Here is an 18,230-nt window from a genome sequence, read left to right on the forward strand (position 1 = left end):
GGGCATAAAAAAACCCCGCGACCGAATGATACGCGGGGCAAAAAAATTGGTTGGTTGCGGCCAACCAAAGGAGCTCTTTAACAACCTTTACTTGCTGGCGACTGTCTCCGGTTGCCAGCCACCGCCGAGGGCCTTGTAGATCGCGACGATGCCGCGATACAGATCGACTTCGGCCTGGGCCTGACTGTCTTCGGCGTTCAGGCGCTCACGTTGGGCGTCGAGCAGGACGAGGAAATCGGTGGTGCCTTCGCGGTAGCGGATTTCCGCCAGATCAGCGGCCTTGCGACTCGATTCGCTCTGACGAATGAGCGAAATCAAGCGTTGCTGACGTTTGCCGTAATCACTGAAAGCGTTTTCCGATTCTTCCAGAGCCAGCAGCACTTGTTGCTCGTAGTTGGCCAGTGCGCCTTCGGCATCGGCGTCAGCGCCACGCAGACGAGCGCGGACGCTGCCGAGGTCAAACGCAGCCCAGGTAATACTCGGGCCGAGCGCCCAGGCGTTGGCCGCCGAGGAACCGATCTGCGAGCCGCGCCCCGCCGTCCAGCCGAGGAAGCCGCTGAGGCTGACCCGGGGAAACAGGTCGGCTTTGGCCACGCCGATGCGCGCAGTGGCCGAAGCCAGTTGCCGCTCGGCGCTGAGGATGTCGGGACGACGTTGCAGCAGTTCACCCGGATCACCGATCGGCAGCGCTTTGGCAATCGCCGGCAAGTCTTTCGGACTCAGATCCACGGTCAGTTTGTCCGGGCGTTCACCGAGCAGGGTGGCAATACGGTTTTTCTGCCGGACCTGTTCCGCTTGCAACTGCGGCACGCTGGCTTCGACGTTGGCCAGACGCGCATCGGCGCGCTCGACATCGAGCTGATCACCGACACCGGCATCACGCAGGCTGATGGTGATCTTGCGCGACTCCTCCTGGTTGTTGAGGTTGGCCACGGCGATTTTTTCCCGCAGCTGGGCGCCGCGCAGTTGACCGTAGGCGTCGACCAGTTCGGCAATCATAGTGACTTGCAACTGGTACAGATCGGCTTCGGCAGCCTGCTGGTCGGCGTCGCTGGCTTCCAGATTGCGCTGGATGCGCCCGAACAGGTCGAGCTCCCAGGCCATGTCCAGACCCAGGTCATAGCGTTCGCTATTGACCCGGTCGGTGGTCTGGCCGGGAATCTGGCCTTTGCCCAAGTCACTGCTGGCGCGGCTGGTGATGGTCGGCATCGCATCGTTGCTGGCGTCGTCGCGGATCGCCCGGGCGGCTTTCCAGCGGGCGAACGCCACGCGCAGTTCACGGTTGCCTTGCAGCGACTGACTCACCAACTGGTTGAGGGTCGGATCGTCGAATTGCTGCCACCAGATGCCTTCGAATTTCGAACGGTCGAAGTTCTTTTGTCCGGCGGCGCCGTCGGTGGCGGTCGTAATATTGGCCGCCTCCGTGGCTGGGGTCTTGTAGTCGGGGCCGACGGCGCAGGCGCTGAGGGCCAGCACCAGCAGACTCGGCAGGAAGACTTTCAGACTCATTGGTGCGCCTCCAGTGGCTTTTGAAGAGTGTGTGCCTTGGCCGCTTTGCGCTGCTCACTGCGTTCAACGAAGTTACGGATCAGCACGTAGAACACCGGCGTCAGCAGCAGACCGAAGAAGGTCACCCCAAGCATCCCGGAGAACACCGCCACACCCATGGCGTGACGCATCTCGGCACCGGCACCGCTGGAGAACACCAGTGGCACCACCCCCATGATGAATGCGAAGGAGGTCATCAGGATCGGCCGCAGACGCAGGCGGCAGGCTTCCAGTACCGCGGCGAGCGGGTCGAGGCCTTCTTCCTGTTTGTCCTTGGCGAACTCGACGATCAGAATCGCGTTCTTGCAGGCAAGTCCCACCAGTACGATCAATCCGATCTGGGTGAAGATGTTGTTGTCACCGCCGGAAATGATCACACCGGTGATGGCCGACAGCAGGGTCATCGGTACGATCAGGATCACTGCCAGTGGCAGGCTCCAGCTTTCGTATTGCGCGGCGAGTACCAGGAACGCCAGCAGTACGCAGAGCGGGAACACGAACAGCGCGGTGTTGCCGGACAGAATCTGCTGGTAGGTCAGGTCGGTCCATTCGTAGGTCATGCCGTTCGGAAGTTCTTCCTTGAGCAGTTTCTCGATGGCTTTTTCCGCCTGGCCCGAGCTGTAGCCGGGGGCTGCGGCACCGTTGATTTCCGCGGTGATGAAGCCGTTGTAGTGCATTACCCGATCCGGGCCGGAGGTGTCGCTGACCTTGATGAAGGTCGCCAGCGGGATCATTTCGCCTTTGTTGTTGCGTACTTTCAGTTGACCGATCTGATCGGATTCAAGACGGAACTGTTGTTCGGCCTGAACGTTGACCTGATAGGTACGCCCGAAGCGGTTGAAGTCGTTGGCATACAGCGAACCCAGGTAGATCTGCAGGGTGTCGAAGATGTCGCTGACGGCCACGCCGTGGGTCTTGGCTTTTTCCCGGTCGATGGCGGCATCGACCTGCGGCACGTTCACCGTGTAGCTGGTGAACAGACCGGCCAGTTCCGGCACGTTGTGGCTCTTGTTGATGATGTTCATGGTTTCTTTGTACAGCTCGTCGTAGCCCAGGTTGCCCCGGTCTTCGATTTGCAGGCGGAAACCACCAATGGTGCCCAGGCCCTGTACCGGCGGTGGCGGGAAGATCGCCATGTACGCTTCCTGAATGTTCGCGTACTGGCCGTTCAAGGCACCGGCAATCGCGCCGGCGGACATGCTCGGGTCTTTACGCTCGTCGAACGGTTTCAGGGTCACGAAGACGATGCCGGCGTTCGGGCTGTTGGTGAAGCCGTTGATCGACAGGCCCGGGAACGCTACGGCGCTTTCCACGCCTGGCTGTTTCAGCGCGAGGTCGGACATGCGCTTGATCACGTCTTCGGTGCGATCCAGGCTCGCGGCGTCCGGCAATTGCGCGAAGGCCACCAGGTATTGCTTGTCCTGGCCCGGTACGAAACCGGTCGGCGTGCTGGAGAAACCGAAGAAGGTCAGCACCATCAGGCCTGCGTACAGCAGCAGAGCGATGCCGCTGCCGCGGATGACCCGGCGCACGGTGCCGACGTAGCCATGGCTGGCGCGGTCGAAGAAGCGGTTGAACGGACGGAACAGCCAGCCCCCGAAGATCTTGTCGAGCACCTTCGAGAAGCGGTCTTTCGGCGCGTCGTGGCTTTTCAGCAACACAGCGGCCAGCGCGGGCGACAGGGTCAGCGAGTTGAACGCCGAGATCACGGTCGAGATGGCGATGGTCAGTGCGAACTGTTTGTAGAACTGCCCGGTGAGGCCGGAAATGAACGCCGCCGGAACAAACACCGCACATAACACCAGTGCCGTTGCGATGATCGGCCCGGTCACTTCGCGCATGGCACGTTTGGTGGCTTCGACCGGCGTCAGTCCGAGTTCGATGTTCCGTTCGACGTTCTCCACCACCACGATGGCGTCGTCGACCACGATACCGATGGCCAGTACCAGGCCAAACAGCGATAGGGCGTTGAGCGAAAATCCGAACAGGTGCATGACCGCAAACGTACCGATCAACGATACCGGCACCGCGACCAACGGAATGATCGAAGCGCGCCAGGTCTGCAGGAACAGAATCACCACCAGTACTACGAGGATCAGTGCTTCGAACAGAGTGTGAACCACTGCCTCGATCGAACCGCGGACGAAGATCGTCGGGTCATAAACGATGCTGTAGTCCATGCCCTGCGGGAAGCCTTTCTTCAGCTCTTCCATCTTGCCGCGCACTTCGTTGGAAATGTCGATGGCATTGGAGCCCGGACGCTGGAAGATCGGGATCGCTACGGCTGGCTGGTTGTTCAGCAACGAACGCAGGGCGTATTGACTGGAGCCGAGTTCGACACGAGCGATGTCTTTGAGGCGGGTGATCTCCCCGTCGTCGCCAGAGCGAATGACGATGTTCTCGAACTCTTCCTCGGAGACCAGACGGCCCTGAGTGTTGACCGACAGCTGAAAGCTTTGCGCGGTCGGAGCAGGGGGCGCGCCCAGTTGACCGGCGGCGACCTGACGGTTTTGCTCGCGAATCGCGGTCACCACATCGGTCGCGGTCAGATTGCGCGAAGCGGTCTTGTTCGGGTCGAGCCAGACTCGCAGCGAGTAGTCACCCATACCGAACAACTGCACGTCACCGACACCACCCAGGCGAGCGAGCTCGTCCTTGATGTTGAGGATCGCGTAGTTGGACAGATAGAGCATGTCGTAGCGCTTGTCCGGCGAGGTCAAGTGCACAACCATGGTCAGGTCGGGCGAAGCCTTGTCGACGGTGATACCGATGCGCGTCACTTCCTCGGGAAGCTTCGGCTCGGTTCGGGTCACCCGGTTCTGCACCTGCACCTGCGCGTTGTCCAGGTCAGTGCCCAGGGCGAAGGTGATGGTCAGGGTGATCTTGCCGTCAGCGGTCGATTGCGAGGACATGTACAGCATGTTCTCGACACCCGTGATCGCCTGCTCCAGCGGAGCGGCCACGGTTTCACCGATGACCTTTGGGTTGGCGCCCGGGAAGTTGGCGCGCACGACCACGGTCGGCGGCACGACTTCCGGGTATTCACTGATCGGCAACTGGAACAGCGAGATCGCACCGGCGATCAGGATCAACAGCGACAGCACCGCTGCGAAGATCGGCCGGGAAATGAAGAATTGGGAAAAATTCATCGGAGTTGTCGTCCCTTAACCGCGTGGGGTCGTAGCAGCCAGCTTCGCAGCCGAACCCGATGCGCCCTTGGCAGGGGCAACTTTGGGCAGGTTGCTGGCTTCCAGCGCTTGACGTTGTTGAGCAAGGGCGGCGAGGGTCTGCTCGCTGGCCATCGGAATCACTTCAGGGGTAACCGGAGAGCCGGGACGAACCCGCTGCAGCCCCTTGACGATGATGGTGTCGTCCTTGTTCAGACCGTTGCGAACGATGCGCAGGCCTTCGATCTTCGGACCGAGCTCGACGGCGCGGTAGGCGGTCTTGTTGTCGCCATCCATCACCAGCACGAACTTCTTGCCCAGGTCAGTGCCAACGGCTTCGTCGTTGATCAACATGGCGTTATAGGTGCCGCTGCCGACCAGTTTCAGTCGTGCATAGAGGCCCGGGGTGTAGGTGCCGTCAGCGTTGTCGAACACGGCGCGACCACGGATGGTGCCGGTTTTCGGATTGACCTGATTGTCGACGAAGTTCATCTGGCCCAGGTGCGGGTTGCCGTCCTCGTTGGACAGGCCCATGTACACCGGCGTGGTTGCGCCGCGCTGGCCGTTGCGGGCCAGTTGGGTGTATTTGAGGAACACGCGTTCGTCGGCGTCGAAGTAGGCGTAGACCTTGTCGGTGGAGACGACGCTGGTCAGCGCAGTGGTGTCGGCGGTCACCAGGTTGCCGGCAGTGATTTCGGCGCGGCTGACGCGGCCACCGATCGGTGCGGTAACGCGGGTGAAGCTCAGGTTCAGTTTGGCCAGGTCCAGTTGTGCCTGCAGAGCACCGACGGCGGCGCGGGCCTCTTGGGCGGCGCTGGTGCGCGAGTCGGCCAGTTCAGCGGAAATGGCGTTGCTGGTGCGCAGGCGTTCACCGCGAGCTGCTTCGTTTTCGCTGCGAGTGGCGGTGGCGCGGGCTTGGGCGACCAAGGCTTCGAGGCGGCGTACCTCGGCCTGGAACGGACGCGGGTCGATCTGGAACAGCAGGTCACCTTTCTTGACCAGTGCGCCTTCGGTGAAGGCGACCTGATCGATCTGGCCCGAAACCCGTGGCCGGATCTCTACGGTTTCCGGCGCTTCGAGACGCCCGGTAAATTCATCCCACTCGTTGACCGGTTGTTCCAGCACCTTGGCTACGCTGACTTTGGCAGCGGGCGGGGCGCCGGCAGTCTCCGGAGTTTTGCCGCAGGCGCTCATCACCAGTACGGCCAGCATGGCCAACGGGAAGCGCAAATGTTTGAGTGATTGTTCCATGGATGCAATCCGCCGAAGTATTGAAGATGGGCGGATGATGCTCGGCGGGGGTGTGATGGCACGAATCGAATGAAGCGAAGGTAACTATCATTCGGAATGATATAAGCGCCGAGACAGCCCTCTAGCATGCACCTTTCGTTAGGTGCCTATCAATCGGCTTCAAGGCAATTCTGTGTTGCGCGATTCGCAATGATTCACCGCAATTGAAAATCCTCGACCATAAATGAAGAAACGGCCATGAAGGCCGTTCCGGTCAGCGTGTTGCCGTTGTGTCAGTTGATGCCTTTGCGGTTGGCACCGAAACGGTTCGGCCCAGGCTGGCTGTCCTGCGCCAGGAAAACGATGTTGACGATCGGCAGCAGCAACCACCAGCCACTGCGATCCGTGTCGTGCATACGGCGCACGCCGACAGCAATGCTCGGGATCAGCAGCGCCAGATTATAAAGGCCTTGCAGCACGCCACCAGTGTTGGCAAAGCCGTCAATGAAGCCCACCACGAAGGCGACGCCCATGTTGATCAGGAAGAACAACCAGTATTCACGGCGCGTGGCGCGACCGTTGAACACGGCGTAATTCTTCAGCGCCTCAAGGTAAGGGTTGCCTGTCGTGATGGCAGGGCCACTTGGGTAGGCCTGCGGAGCCGCCTGAGGCGCGCCGCACTGGGGGCACGCCAGCGCCAGCGTACTGATTTCCTTGGCGCAACCGCGGCAGTAAACCATGCTCATATTTTTTCCCTAAAATTATTGGATCGATAGACAGAAAAGAACCAGCGCGGTCAGGCCTGACAATATGATGCCGGCGATCGCGAGGTTTCTTCCGGGGTGTTTTTCGTTGATGCAGATGATGCCGCAAGCCAGACCTGCGACGCTGAACAGTCCGACGCCGAGGATCGTTTCGAAGTCCCAATCGGAATCATCAAACAGAGTGATAGCGCAGATAATTCCGAAGATCAGCGAAACGATGGCCAGCCAGGGAATCCCGGCTTGCGAAGATGGCACAAAGGCCTGTTGGCTCGCCCCGCATTGGGGGCAGGTGAGCGCCGTCTCATGGAGCTCCTTGGCGCAAGCACGACAATAGACCATTGCCATCGTTTTCCTTAACTGAATGCGAATGCCCGACCCTCCATCGGCGGGGCGGCGGTAATTTAATCTCTATCGCGCGATTTGTCACGGCTCTTTGCCATCATCGCGTTATGGCAGTGTGACCAGGTACGTCTGCCTGAAAACAGTGGCGTTTCGCTCTAACATGAGTGGAGACTCATGCTTCGATCCTTCGCCCATCTCCGGAACCCTTCTGTATGCGAGACCTGCCCCCGACCGCGACGCTGCGCGCTTTTGAAGTCGCCACCCGACACCCGACGTTCACCGCGGCCGCGCAGGAACTGCACGTGACCCAGAGCGCAGTCAGTCATCAGCTGCGACATCTGGAGGATTTGTGGGGGCTGCAGTTGTTCGAACGCGGCAAGGCGTTACGCCTCACGGCAGCGGGCGCTACGCTGGCGCCGATCGTGCGCGAGTTTTTCATCAGTCTGGAGGCGACGCTGGACGATTTGCGCGAACAAAAGGGCAGGGTGCGGCTGCGCGTCAGCACCACCTACTCCTTTGCCTTGAAGTGGTTGCTGCCACGCTTGCCGAGCCTGTCACGCCAGCATCCGGAATTGCTGGTGTCACTGGACACCACGGACAAGATCATCCACTTCGCCAACGGTGAAGCCGACGTCGCGATCCGCTTGGGCAAAGGCAATTATCCCGGTCTGTACACGGAGTTCCTGTTTGGCGAGCAGGTGTTTCCCGTGGCGAGCCCCGAGCTGCTGCAGCGCGTCGGCATGCCGGGCAGTCCCGCAGAGTTGCTGCAAATGCCCTTGCTGACCCGCGACGGCGCCGAGCTGGTGCCGAAATGGGAGGTGTGGTTTCAATCCATCGGTCTCGGGTTTTCGCCGCTGCGCGAGAGCGTCAGGTTCGGCGACACCAACATGACTGTGGAAGCCGCGTTGCTCGGCCAGGGCGTGGCGCTGGTGCGCAGCGGCCATGTCGAGAATGAAATCGGCGACGGTCGCCTGGTGAGGCTGTTCGACGTGCCGTTCCCATCGCCGCTTGCCTACTATTTCGTCTGCCCCAAAGGCATCGAAGCCCAGCCGCACATCCTCAGATTTCGCCAATGGTTGCTTGGGGAAGCGTTGAAGGTGCAGAGCGCACAACTGTGAAGTATGAGCTTCTGCTCATGGTGCAATGAGCAGACTTCTCTGTAACACCGGCGCCGGGGATGCCTAGAATGCGCCATGCCTATCCATCTCGTACTCCTCGTCCTGTTCGCCGCGCTCCTGCACGCCAGCTGGAACGCGCTGCTGCGCGGCGGCGCCGATCGGCTCTGGTCGATGACAATGATGTGCGTCGCCATCGCCATCGTCTGCGCCGTCGCCGCCGTTTTCATGGCCCCGCCTGCACCTGAGAGCTGGGGTTATGCGCTGCTCTCGGCACTGCTGCATGTCGGCTACAACCTGTTTCTGGTGCGCAGTTATCGGGTTGGCGATCTAGGGCAGATCTACCCGATTTCCCGCGGTTCATCGCCGGCGCTGATTACCCTCGGCGCCGCGCTGTTTGCCGGCGAAACCATCACTCCCGCTGAGCTGCTCGGCATTGGCCTGGTGTCCGGCGGGATTATTTCGTTGGCGTTCCGGGGACGCAGCCTGTCGGTGCCGAGCTTGCCTTATGCACTGGGCACCGGGTGCTTCATTGCCGCCTACAGCGTCGTCGATGGCATTGGCGCCAGGCTTTCCGGAGCGCCACTCGCGTACACGGTGTGGATGAGTGCCCTGTGGGGCGTGTTGATGCCGGTGGTCTATATCGCCCTGCGCGACGCCCGTAGCCTGTTTTCCGTGCGGCCCGGAATGCTCACCGCGGTGGTCGGCGGACTGGTCTCGCTGCTGGCTTACGCAATCGTCATCTACGCCATGAACGAAGCGCCACTGGGCGCGGTATCGGCGCTGCGCGAAACCAGCGTGCTGTTCGCTGCGTTGCTCGGCTATTTGTTCCTCGGCGAAAAGCTCACCGTCCGCCGAATGCTGGCGTGCGTGGTCATCGCCTGCGGCGCCATCATCATCGGCTGACACAGCCCAACTGTTCAGGAGAACGTCACATGGATAAGGCTTCGCAAGTACCGCTGATTCTGATCACCGGCGGCAGTCGCGGAGTGGGCGCCGCCACCGCCAGACTCGCCGCAGCACAAGGCTACGACGTTGCCATCAGCTACGTCGCCAACGAGTCCGCCGCGCTGGCGGTGGTGGCCGATGTTGAAGCATTGGGGCGCAAGGCGCTGGCCGTGCGTGCTGACAGTGCTGACCCGCAGCAGGTCGCTGACCTGTTCTCGGCCATCGATCGTTCATTCGGGCGCATCGACGTTCTGGTGAATAACGCTGGTGTGCTGGCGAAACAGTCACGTATGGAAGACCTGAGCCTCGAACGCATGCAGCGCATTTTCGCGGTTAATGCTCTGGGACCGATCCTGTGCGCGCAGCAGGCGGTGAAGCGCATGTCTCAGCGCCACGGCGGAGCGGGCGGCGTGGTGATCAACATTTCGTCTGCCTCGGCCCGGCTGGGCAGTCCGAATGAATACGTCGACTACGCAGCATCCAAAGGCGCGCTGGAAACCTTCACCATCGGCTTTGCCAAGGAAGTCGCGCGGGAAGGAATTCGGGTCAACTGCATTCGCCCGGGGCACATCTATACCGACATGCACGCCAGCGGCGGCGAACCGGGTCGGGTTGATCGCGTGAAGGATTCGATCCCGATGGGTCGGGGCGGACAGCCGGAAGAGGTAGCGCGGGCCATCTTGTGGCTGGCCAGCGCGGAGGCCTCGTTTGTCACCGGGACATTTCTGGATGTGACGGGTGGCAAGTAGATCCGGCTACAGGCTATCCGGATCGCCAAAAAACATCTGAATCCGCGACCTTAACCACCGCTCTCCCGGGTCGTTATCCTGCGACCCGCGCCAGGCCATGTGCAATTCAAACGTACGCGTCGGCAGTGGCGGATCCTCAGCACGCAGACCGCCAGCTGCCGTCAGTGCCTCAGCCGTGTAATCGGGGACGGTCGCGACGATATCGGTTCCCGCCAGCAGCGTGCCCAATCCGTTGAACTGAGGCACCGCCAGCACCACATGGCGTTTGCGCCCCAGCTTTTCCAGTTCTTCATCGACAAAACCACTGAGGTCGCCAGCGAACGACACCAGTGCGTGCGGTCGGGCGCAGTAGTCGTCGAGGCTCAGCGGCCCCGGAACGGTGTCGGCACGCAGCAGCTTCGGTGCGCTGCGGCGCAGGACTTTGCGCTTGGCATTGGCCGGCAGGTCGGTGGTGTAGCTGACGCCGATCGAAATCTCGCCGGAGGCCAGCAGGCCCGGCATCAATATGTAGTTGACGCGGCGCACCACCAGGACGATGCCCGGTGCTTCGGCGCGCAGGCGCTTGAGCAGCATCGGCAGCAGCGCGAACTCAACATCGTCGGACAAGCCGATGCGAAACACTGACGTGCTGGTCGCCGGGTCAAATTCGGCGGCACGACTGACGGCGGTCGAGATCGAATCAAGTGCAGGAGAGAGCAGGGCGAAGATTTCCACGGCGCGCGCGGACGGTTCCATGCTGCGGCCGGTGCGGACAAACAATGGATCGTCAAACAGGCTGCGCAGGCGCGATAACGCCGCGCTGATGGCGGGTTGGCCGAGGAACAATTTTTCCGCGGCCCGAGTCACACTGCGTTCGTGCATCAATGTTTCGAACACGATCAGCAGGTTCAGGTCGACACGACGCAGGTCATTACGATTCATCTGGAGTCCTGGCAGAGTCATCAAACTTGACGAGGGCGGCCATATGAGAACAATGGCCGGCATGAATCTTACGGGGAAAGGCTGGTACTCTGCACCGGAAAATTCAGCTTTACTGCGACGGTGGCAGGCCTTTTTTCATGGATTTTGCCAATGCCGCTCCTGCTGCGGAATCAATGACAGGCATGTCGACTATTAATAGTCACTGATGGTCTTGGGTCAAAAGCCCAGATAGAGTTCATGGCATTAGAGGTTACTTTGACGAGGTTTGCGATGTCCCGCACGATCCGTTTTCACAAGTTTGGTCCGGCCGAGGTGCTCAAATGCGAAGAGCATGCGGCCGCTCAGCCAGGTCCTGGCGAAGTGCAGGTGCGTGTCGAGGCGATCGGCATCAGTTGGTACGACACCCTGTGGCGTCAGAATCTGGCGTCGTCCCAGGCACGTCTGCCATCGGGCCTCGGTCACGAAATGGCCGGTGTGGTCACTGCCGTGGGCGCTGATGTAGACGACCTGTCCGTCGGTGACAAAGTGGCCAGTTTTCCGGCGGAAAGCCCGAACGACTATCCGGTGTACGGCGAGTCCATCGTCCTGCCGCGTACGGCGCTGACCCGTTACCCGGATGTGCTCAGCCCGATCGAAGCCAGCGTGCATTACACGCCGCTGCTGATTGCCTACTTTGCCTATGCCGATCTGGCGCGGGTCAAACCCGGGCAGTTTGCCCTGGTGACGGATGCCAGTCACTGCGCCGGCCCCTCGTTTGTCCAGCTCGGTAAAGCGCTGGGTGTGCGAGTGATCGCGGCGACCAAGTCGGCGGAGGAACGCGAGTACCTGCTGTCCCTCGGTGCGGAAAAAGTCATCGTCACCGAAGAGGAAGATCTGTTGATGCGCATCAACAAGATCACCGACAACCGTGGCGTCGATGTGGTTTTCGATGGCCTGGGCGGCCCGCAGATGTCGTTGCTTGGTGATGTCCTGGCGCCACGCGGCAGTCTGGTCCTGTATGGCCTGCAGGGCGGTAATCAGACCCCGTTCCCGGCTTGCGCAGCGTTTCAGAAGAACATCCAGTTCTTCGTCCACTGCATCGGCAACTTCACCGGCAAACCCGAGCTGGGCATTGTCCAGGACCACGTCGCGTTGCAACGTGCCTTGCGCGACATCAACCAATTGACCGCTGACCGTGTGTTGCTTCCGCTCAAAACCCGTGTATTCCCGTTCAACGAGTTCGTCGAAGCACACCGCTACATGGACGAATGCCCATGCCGCGAACGGGTGGCACTGCAAGTCGAGCCGGCGTAGATCCGGAGATCAGAGTCCGTGGCCTCACGGACTCTTTTTTTGTTTATGTTTCCCCCTGTCAGCAGACCTTTCCCCATCCCGCACCTCCGACCATTTCAGCAACTGAACTGGTTTTTGCTGTTCATCTGTATCTTCTAATCACACTCTAAGCGCTGATAATTGAATGATTACTTTCATCTCAAGGAATGAGCTATGGCTGTGCATTCAATTTGTCCGGGGCAATATCAAACGGCTAGCTCGGCTGGCTTCGTCAATTTCTGTTTAATTGCTGTAGGGCGATTCGGAAGTTGCTTCTCTATTTCTTGTAATGAATCGTCGTGGGACGCTGTGGGAAGTTTCCTCAGATTATTTTCGACTCGAGAAAGGCCAGCAAATACGGGCGGTTGAGCGCGCCGGCGGGCCTTCATGACAGTTTTTTCAGGTGAAGTGTTTCAAATAACTACAACTTTGTAAGTGTTAGCATTTCAGCGTCTATTACTTATTGATCCAATTGTTGCGCTCACTGTGATGTTTGCGTGGCATGAATCTTTTGATACCGGGTAAATACCGATGAGCACGATCCATGATCAGGCAATGAACTATGTCTATCAGCAAGTATTGCAGCGTTTGCTGAGTTTCTTTTCCCGAGCCGAGCGCACGGCGTTGCAGTTACTGATTCAGCGCCTGGTGGTGGCTGCTGGCGGAATGGACAACATCGGGCAGTTCAAGGTGCTGGTGCATCAGTCCGGCTCGCGTGACAGCTGCTACACCCTGGCTTTGCTCCGTGCAGCGCAACTGACGATTGCCAGCCGTGCGCCTGCGACGTTCCAGTTGCGCGTCGCCGCCTTGCGCTGGAATGGCGACAGTCCCGTTGCCCTGCACAACCTGCACCGCAGCTACAGTGCACTGTTTCTATATGACGATCCTCGGGTCGAGTTGCTGATGGTCGATAACCGCGAGGTGCTGGCCTTCGATCACCGCACGCCTGTCAGCGACGACGGTCGTGAAGCCAGTCGAATCAATCTGCTGCTGGTCGGGCATTGTCGGACCTGGATCGAAGCGCCCCAATTGTGGGATGACGCCTACCTCGCCACCGCCGAGTACTACAGCCAGATCGCCCGCTGGAACAATGGTGTCGACGCCATGATCAGTACCGAAACCAAGAGCAGTCAGCAGCATTTCCTCGAATGTCTCAACCGTGCGATGCAGCGAGTGGCGATCGCAGGTCCCGGACTGGTCCACAGCGGATTCGAGGCGCTGTTTCCGCTGCTGGACGGGCTGGGCGACGATTTCTATCGCGAACTGCGGGCTGAAGATGACCGGACTGCCTGGCGACCTGAAGGTGAGTTCGAAGCCTGCCGGCGCACCAGTTTTATCGACATCAACGACATGATGGTAGGCAAGCTGGAGGACCGCTGGCCCCTGTTGGGCGAATTCCTCGGCTTTGAACCGGATGACCGGGCGCTGTATCAAGGCGAAGCGGTGTTTGCCGACCCCCTGATCTCGGCGCATGTGCAAGGTCTGTACGCACGGTTCATCGAGGGGCGCACCTATGAGGCAGGTATCGACGATTACCTGCGTAACACCCTGGCCGACATGCGCCGACAGCAGGTGGCGGAGTCCGTCTGCGAGCATTTGCTGTCGTGCTTTGACAACGTTCGGCAGCCCGAGCATCTGCGAATGCATGCGGAGGATTACCTTTTGCACGGTTTCGGACTGAACGAAACGCAGTTGGTGTGCCTGTTGTTTGCACCGTTCATCGACAGCGGTAGAGGCCTCGAGCGGTTCCTGCGCAACTGTCACCCCGGCATGCTGGTTGCGATGCCAGACCTGCACCGCGCCCTGCAAGGCCTGCATGCCCCTGAGCAAGTGTTGAAATGGATCATGGAGGTCAGTGGGTTGCCAGTCAGACTGGTTATCCGTCTCTATGCGATGGGACCTGTGCAGCTTTGTGCGCCCGAAGAATTTGCCTGCGAAAATGCAGATCCGGGAGAGACAGAGCCAGTTTCGCGAGTCGAGCGGTCTACGGAACGCTGACGGTGAACCAAGAGTTGGGTTGTGAACCAATGTCTACGGAAACGAGGTTGTGAAGGGCGCGCGGGACAATGATTTTGTTTATCAGGCAGTTTATCGATATCTGACGACGCTGATTGATGATGCCACTGGGAGCACGGCGGTACGCATGCCCTCGTTGCGCCAACTGGCTGACCGGTTGAACGTGTCCATTTCGACAGTGCAATACGCGTATTCGCTCCTGGAAAAAGAAGGTCGGGTCTATTCCATAGCCAAATCAGGGTATTACGCGAACGCGCTGTTCAGCGTGGACTCGCTCGGCAATGGCAGTGATCTGCTGGAAACCGTTTACGTCAATGCGAGACGTCCCGGCATGTGTGTTTTGAGCGCCGACGAGCCGGCGTCGCTGCAACCGCTGGACAGCCCGTTATTGACGCTGGAGCGGGAGCTGTTGCGTCAATACCCGCGTCAGCCCCAGACATTGGCGCAGCCTTGCGGTGAGCTGGAGCTGCGGGTCGCTCTGGCGGCGCGTTATACCTGTTCGACGGAGCATTACTGGCATGCCGATGACGTCTATATCGGTGCTGATTTGCGGGGAATACTGGAGATTCTGATTTCGGTACTGGAATTGCGTCACGCCGCTGTCGTTGTCGAATCGCCCTGTGACTGGGCGATCTTGCGCCTGCTCGAATCGTCCGGCGTGCGGGTGATCGAGTGGGCCTCGCAGGCTGAGGGCGCGCTCGATCTGCCGGCACTGGAATCGCTTTTGAAGAACGAGCCGGTACGTTTGATCCTGTTGTCATCGGTGTTGAGCATGCCTCTGGGCCGTGGCTTCAGTGATGAGCAGCAGCAGGCCATCGCCAGGATGCTGGAGCGACATGGGGTCTGGGTGCTGGAGAATGACTGCTACAGCGAGCTTGACGAGTGCAGTGATTCACAGCGACTGCGGAACTGGCTCGACCCTCAGCGCTTGCTGGTGTTTTCCACCTTTGAGAAGTTCATCGGTGCCGAAGCGCCTTTCGGCTTTGTGCTGTCGCGGCATTGGCGTGACGAGTTGCAACGTCATTTCCTGTTACGCGCGTTTCGCCTCTCGCCCATACGCCAGAAGGCGATTGCCAGGCTGTTGAGCGGCGGACGGCTTGATCAGCACTTATGCGTGTTACGGCGAATGCTCAGTGAGCGCCGTACGCTGTTGATACAGGCGTTGCGCGAGCGTTTGGGCGATACGCTGCAGATTGTCGAGCCTCGGGGCGGCGCGACGGTGTGGGTGCGCTCGTTACGCCCCGTCGACATGCCGAATGTGTTTCATCGATTGCTCAAGCAACAGGTCATCGTGGCGCCGGGGGAGCTGTTCAGCCTGCAAGGCCTGCATGCGGACTCACTGCGTTTGAGCGCGCTGAACCAGGGCGATCGGGATTTGCCAGGCGTGATCGGACTTCTCGGCGATGCACTGCGTTTGTCGCCCGGCAAATAACGTTAAAAAACATCGGGCGAGGGTTGGATACATCCCGTCGCACAGTGGTCAAACTGCCAGTAAACTGCGCAGCATTTCCTGAACCACTCCGATTTCAGAGGTTTTTGCATGACACTCAGTCCTTTTGCGGGCAAACCGGCACCGGCGGAACTGTTGGTCGATATCCCGCGACTGGTTACGGCCTATTACACCGGCCAGCCTGATGCATCGATTTCTACCCAGCGAGTGGCGTTCGGCACCTCCGGCCACCGCGGCAGCTCCTTTGATTTGAGTTTCAACGAATGGCACGTTCTGGCCATCAGCCAGGCGATCTGCCTGTATCGCGAAGCCCAAGGCATCACCGGCCCGCTGTTTGTCGGCATCGACACCCATGCCTTGTCGACCCCGGCCGGCGCCAGCGCACTGGAAGTCCTCGCCGCCAATGGCGTGACGGTGATGATCGCCGAAGGTGATGAGTACACGCCGACGCCGGCGATTTCCCATGCCATTCTCTGCTACAACCGCGGCCGTACCTCTGGCCTGGCAGACGGGATCGTCATCACCCCGTCGCACAACCCGCCACAGAGCGGTGGCTACAAATACAACCCTACCAACGGTGGCCCGGCCGACACCCACATCACCAAGTGGATCGAAGCCAAGGCCAACGAACTGCTGGCGAACAAGCTGGCCGGGGTCAAACGCATCAGCTACGAGCAAGCGCTCAAGGCCAGCACGACCCATCGTCACGATTACCTCAACACCTATGTCGCCGACCTGATCAACGTCATCGACTTCAATGCCATCCGCGACGCCCAGCTGCGTTTGGGTGTCGATCCGCTGGGCGGAGCAGGGGTGCGCTACTGGTCGGCTATTGCCGAGCATTACCGTCTCGACCTGGAAGTGGTGAATAAACAGGTCGATTCGACTTTCCGTTTCATGACCGTCGATTGGGATGGCCAGATCCGCATGGACCCATCGTCCAGCCACGCGATGCAGGGCCTGATCGGTCTGAAAGAACGTTTTGACGTGGCATTCGCCTGTGATCCGGATCACGACCGCCACGGTATCGTCACGCCGTCCGGTGGTTTGCTCGCACCGAACAATTATCTGGCGGTGGCGATCGATTACCTGTTCCAGAACCGTCCGCAATGGCGCGCAGATGCCGCCGTGGGCAAAACCGTGGTCAGCAGTGGTCTGATCGATCGTGTGGCCAGGCGCCTGGGTCGTCGCCTTTACGAAGTGCCGGTCGGCTTCAAGTGGTTCGCTGATGGTCTGTTCGACGGTTCGTTGGGTTTTGGCGGTGAAGAGAGCGCCGGCGCCTCGTTCCTGCGCAAGGATGGCGGCGTTTGGAGCACCGACAAGGACGGTCTGATTCCTGCGTTGCTCGCCGCTGAAATGACCGCGCGCACCGGGCGCGATCCAAGCCAGGCCTACCGCGCATTGACCGATGAGCTGGGCGAACCGTTCTCGGTGCGCGTTGACGCCAAGGCCAATCCTGAGCAGAAGGCTCTGTTGAGCAAGCTGTCGCCGGAGCAGGTCACTTCGACCGAGCTGGCGGGCGAGAAAATCCAGAGCATTCTCAGCCACGCACCGGGCAACGATCAGGCCATTGGCGGCCTGAAAGTCATGACCGAAAACGGCTGGTTCGCGGCGCGTCCGTCGGGCACCGAAGACATCTACAAGATCTACGCCGAAAGCTTCCTCGGCGACGACCACCTCAAGCAATTGGTGGCCGAAGCGCAAACTTTGGTGGATGGCGCTATTTCCACTAAATGATGGGCACATGAAAAAGGGCAACCGTCAGGGTTGCCCTTTTTTATTGCCTGCGGATCAGGCCAGGTCTACCAGTACGATCTCGCTGTCTTCGATCGCCGTGACCGTCAGCACTTGCTCGTGTGCCACTGCGACACCGTCACGCGCTTGCGCACGCAAGCCATTGACCTCGATCACGCCAGTGGCGGGGACCAGATAAGCGCGACGTCCCTCGTCCAAACGGTATTCGGCAGTTTCACCAGCCTTGATGTTCGCCGCCACCAGACGTGCGTTGGCGCGGATGCGCAGGCTTTCATCGTCGCCAGCCTTACCGCTGGCCAAAGTGACAAAACCTTCGCGCTCGCCTTTGGGAAACGGCTTGGCTCCCCAGGATGGAGGGGCACCGGTTTCGGTCGGCAGAATCCAGATCTGGAAGATCTTGGTTTCCTTGTCTTCCAGGTTGTACTCGCTGTGGGCGATGCCGGTGCCGGCGCTCATCACTTGGACGTCGCCGGCTTCCGTACGGCCCTTGTTGCCGAGATTGTCCTGGTGAGTGATCGCGCCTTCACGTACGTAGGTGATGATTTCCATGTCGCGGTGCGGATGCTGCGGAAAACCTGTGCCAGCAGCGATGATGTCGTCGTTCCATACGCGCAGATTGCCCCAGCTCATCCGCTGCGGGTCGTAGTACTCGGCAAACGAAAAGTGGTGATGCGCGTCCAGCCAGCCATGATGGGCGCCGCCCAGCGAGCTGAAGGGTCTGAGTTCAAGCATGATCGTCTCCTCAATAAGGTTCGTCAGGGGGCGGGGCCCGTGGTTGATGACGACGATCATCTATCAGGCAATCATCGATAAAAAGCGCAAAAACTGCCGCATCATGATCAGGTTATTAGATGGAATTCAGCCTCGAAATCGTTTCATCTGACTTTCAATTCGTCGCCTAAACCGATGACCTG

Annotated in this window: 14 protein-coding genes; 7 read left to right on the top strand and 7 right to left on the bottom strand. The window is 59.9% G+C overall.

Annotated elements, in window-relative coordinates; genetic code table 11:
• Positions 1 to 87: 87 nt before the first annotated feature.
• The 5 genes from BLU71_RS07460 to BLU71_RS07480 form a co-directional block, all read right to left on the bottom strand.
• Positions 88 to 1,509, bottom strand: a complete 1,422-nt coding sequence (locus tag BLU71_RS07460) for an efflux transporter outer membrane subunit (RefSeq protein WP_083352702.1) — start codon at positions 1,507 to 1,509, stop codon at positions 88 to 90.
• Positions 1,506 to 4,697: an efflux RND transporter permease subunit gene (locus BLU71_RS07465; protein WP_042610067.1), complete on the bottom strand. Its 3,192-nt coding sequence runs from the start codon at positions 4,695 to 4,697 to the stop codon at positions 1,506 to 1,508. Before BLU71_RS07465 ends, BLU71_RS07460 begins: the two co-directional genes overlap by 4 nt.
• Before the next feature lie 15 nt (positions 4,698 to 4,712).
• On the bottom strand, positions 4,713 to 5,966 hold the full coding sequence (gene mexE, locus BLU71_RS07470; RefSeq protein ID WP_083352703.1) for a multidrug efflux RND transporter periplasmic adaptor subunit MexE: 1,254 nt from the start codon (positions 5,964 to 5,966) through the stop codon (positions 4,713 to 4,715).
• A gap of 272 nt (positions 5,967 to 6,238) precedes the next feature.
• Complete coding sequence (locus BLU71_RS07475; protein WP_039761551.1) at positions 6,239 to 6,691, bottom strand: DUF805 domain-containing protein; 453 nt, start codon at positions 6,689 to 6,691, stop codon at positions 6,239 to 6,241.
• 15 nt (positions 6,692 to 6,706) lie between these two features.
• Entirely contained in the window at positions 6,707 to 7,054 is a 348-nt protein-coding gene (locus BLU71_RS07480; RefSeq protein WP_042610065.1) for a hypothetical protein, read from the bottom strand.
• A gap of 209 nt (positions 7,055 to 7,263) precedes the next feature.
• Here BLU71_RS07480 and gcvA point away from each other — a divergent pair, with 209 nt between their 5' ends.
• From gcvA to BLU71_RS07495, 3 genes are all read left to right on the top strand, one after another.
• Positions 7,264 to 8,169, top strand: coding sequence for a transcriptional regulator GcvA (gene gcvA / locus BLU71_RS07485; protein WP_042610064.1), 906 nt, complete (start codon positions 7,264 to 7,266; stop codon positions 8,167 to 8,169).
• Between the two features lie 75 nt (positions 8,170 to 8,244).
• Positions 8,245 to 9,072 carry a DMT family transporter gene (locus BLU71_RS07490; RefSeq protein WP_065616296.1) on the top strand — a complete coding sequence of 276 codons (828 nt, stop codon included), beginning with the start codon at positions 8,245 to 8,247 and terminating at the stop codon, positions 9,070 to 9,072.
• 29 nt (positions 9,073 to 9,101) lie between these two features.
• Entirely contained in the window at positions 9,102 to 9,863 is a 762-nt protein-coding gene (locus BLU71_RS07495; RefSeq protein ID WP_083352704.1) for a glucose 1-dehydrogenase, read from the top strand.
• A 6-nt stretch (positions 9,864 to 9,869) separates the two neighbouring features.
• Here BLU71_RS07495 and BLU71_RS07500 read toward each other — a convergent pair whose 3' ends face one another.
• A complete protein-coding gene (locus tag BLU71_RS07500) occupies positions 9,870 to 10,784 on the bottom strand; it encodes a LysR family transcriptional regulator (protein WP_042610061.1) in 915 nt (304 codons plus the stop codon).
• 270 nt (positions 10,785 to 11,054) lie between these two features.
• Between BLU71_RS07500 and BLU71_RS07505 the strand changes: the two genes are divergently transcribed.
• The 4 genes from BLU71_RS07505 (at position 11,055) to pgm (ending at position 17,298) form a co-directional block, all read left to right on the top strand.
• Complete coding sequence (locus BLU71_RS07505; protein WP_064362651.1) at positions 11,055 to 12,077, top strand: zinc-dependent alcohol dehydrogenase family protein; 1,023 nt, start codon at positions 11,055 to 11,057, stop codon at positions 12,075 to 12,077.
• A gap of 549 nt (positions 12,078 to 12,626) precedes the next feature.
• On the top strand, positions 12,627 to 14,093 hold the full coding sequence (locus BLU71_RS07510; protein ID WP_083352705.1) for a hypothetical protein: 1,467 nt from the start codon (positions 12,627 to 12,629) through the stop codon (positions 14,091 to 14,093).
• Positions 14,094 to 14,142: 49 nt separating this feature from the next.
• Positions 14,143 to 15,543 carry a PLP-dependent aminotransferase family protein gene (locus BLU71_RS07515; RefSeq protein WP_083352706.1) on the top strand — a complete coding sequence of 467 codons (1,401 nt, stop codon included), beginning with the start codon at positions 14,143 to 14,145 and terminating at the stop codon, positions 15,541 to 15,543.
• 108 nt (positions 15,544 to 15,651) lie between these two features.
• Positions 15,652 to 17,298, top strand: coding sequence for a phosphoglucomutase (alpha-D-glucose-1,6-bisphosphate-dependent) (gene pgm / locus BLU71_RS07520; protein ID WP_083352707.1), 1,647 nt, complete (start codon positions 15,652 to 15,654; stop codon positions 17,296 to 17,298).
• A gap of 54 nt (positions 17,299 to 17,352) precedes the next feature.
• Here pgm and BLU71_RS07525 read toward each other — a convergent pair whose 3' ends face one another.
• Entirely contained in the window at positions 17,353 to 18,048 is a 696-nt protein-coding gene (locus BLU71_RS07525; protein WP_042610056.1) for a pirin family protein, read from the bottom strand.
• Positions 18,049 to 18,230 lie beyond the last annotated feature (182 nt).

Origin of the sequence: Pseudomonas moraviensis, assembly GCF_900105805.1 — a bacterium.
Taxonomy (GTDB): Bacteria; Pseudomonadota; Gammaproteobacteria; order Pseudomonadales; family Pseudomonadaceae; genus Aquipseudomonas; species Aquipseudomonas moraviensis_A.

Bases quoted from the DNA above. Each gene is read 5' to 3' on its own strand.
- BLU71_RS07460 (WP_083352702.1), bottom strand. From the start codon at position 1,509: ATGAGTCTGAAAGTCTTCCTGCCGAGTCTGCTGGTGCTGGCCCTCAGC.
- BLU71_RS07465 (WP_042610067.1), bottom strand. From the start codon at position 4,697: ATGAATTTTTCCCAATTCTTCATTTCCCGGCCGATCTTCGCAGCGGTG.
- mexE (WP_083352703.1), bottom strand. From the start codon at position 5,966: ATGGAACAATCACTCAAACATTTGCGCTTCCCGTTGGCCATGCTGGCC.
- BLU71_RS07475 (WP_039761551.1), bottom strand. From the start codon at position 6,691: ATGAGCATGGTTTACTGCCGCGGTTGCGCCAAGGAAATCAGTACGCTG.
- BLU71_RS07480 (WP_042610065.1), bottom strand. From the start codon at position 7,054: ATGGCAATGGTCTATTGTCGTGCTTGCGCCAAGGAGCTCCATGAGACG.
- gcvA (WP_042610064.1), top strand. From the start codon at position 7,264: ATGCGAGACCTGCCCCCGACCGCGACGCTGCGCGCTTTTGAAGTCGCC.
- BLU71_RS07490 (WP_065616296.1), top strand. From the start codon at position 8,245: ATGCCTATCCATCTCGTACTCCTCGTCCTGTTCGCCGCGCTCCTGCAC.
- BLU71_RS07495 (WP_083352704.1), top strand. From the start codon at position 9,102: ATGGATAAGGCTTCGCAAGTACCGCTGATTCTGATCACCGGCGGCAGT.
- BLU71_RS07500 (WP_042610061.1), bottom strand. From the start codon at position 10,784: ATGAATCGTAATGACCTGCGTCGTGTCGACCTGAACCTGCTGATCGTG.
- BLU71_RS07505 (WP_064362651.1), top strand. From the start codon at position 11,055: ATGTCCCGCACGATCCGTTTTCACAAGTTTGGTCCGGCCGAGGTGCTC.
- BLU71_RS07510 (WP_083352705.1), top strand. From the start codon at position 12,627: ATGAGCACGATCCATGATCAGGCAATGAACTATGTCTATCAGCAAGTA.
- pgm (WP_083352707.1), top strand. From the start codon at position 15,652: ATGACACTCAGTCCTTTTGCGGGCAAACCGGCACCGGCGGAACTGTTG.
- BLU71_RS07525 (WP_042610056.1), bottom strand. From the start codon at position 18,048: ATGCTTGAACTCAGACCCTTCAGCTCGCTGGGCGGCGCCCATCATGGC.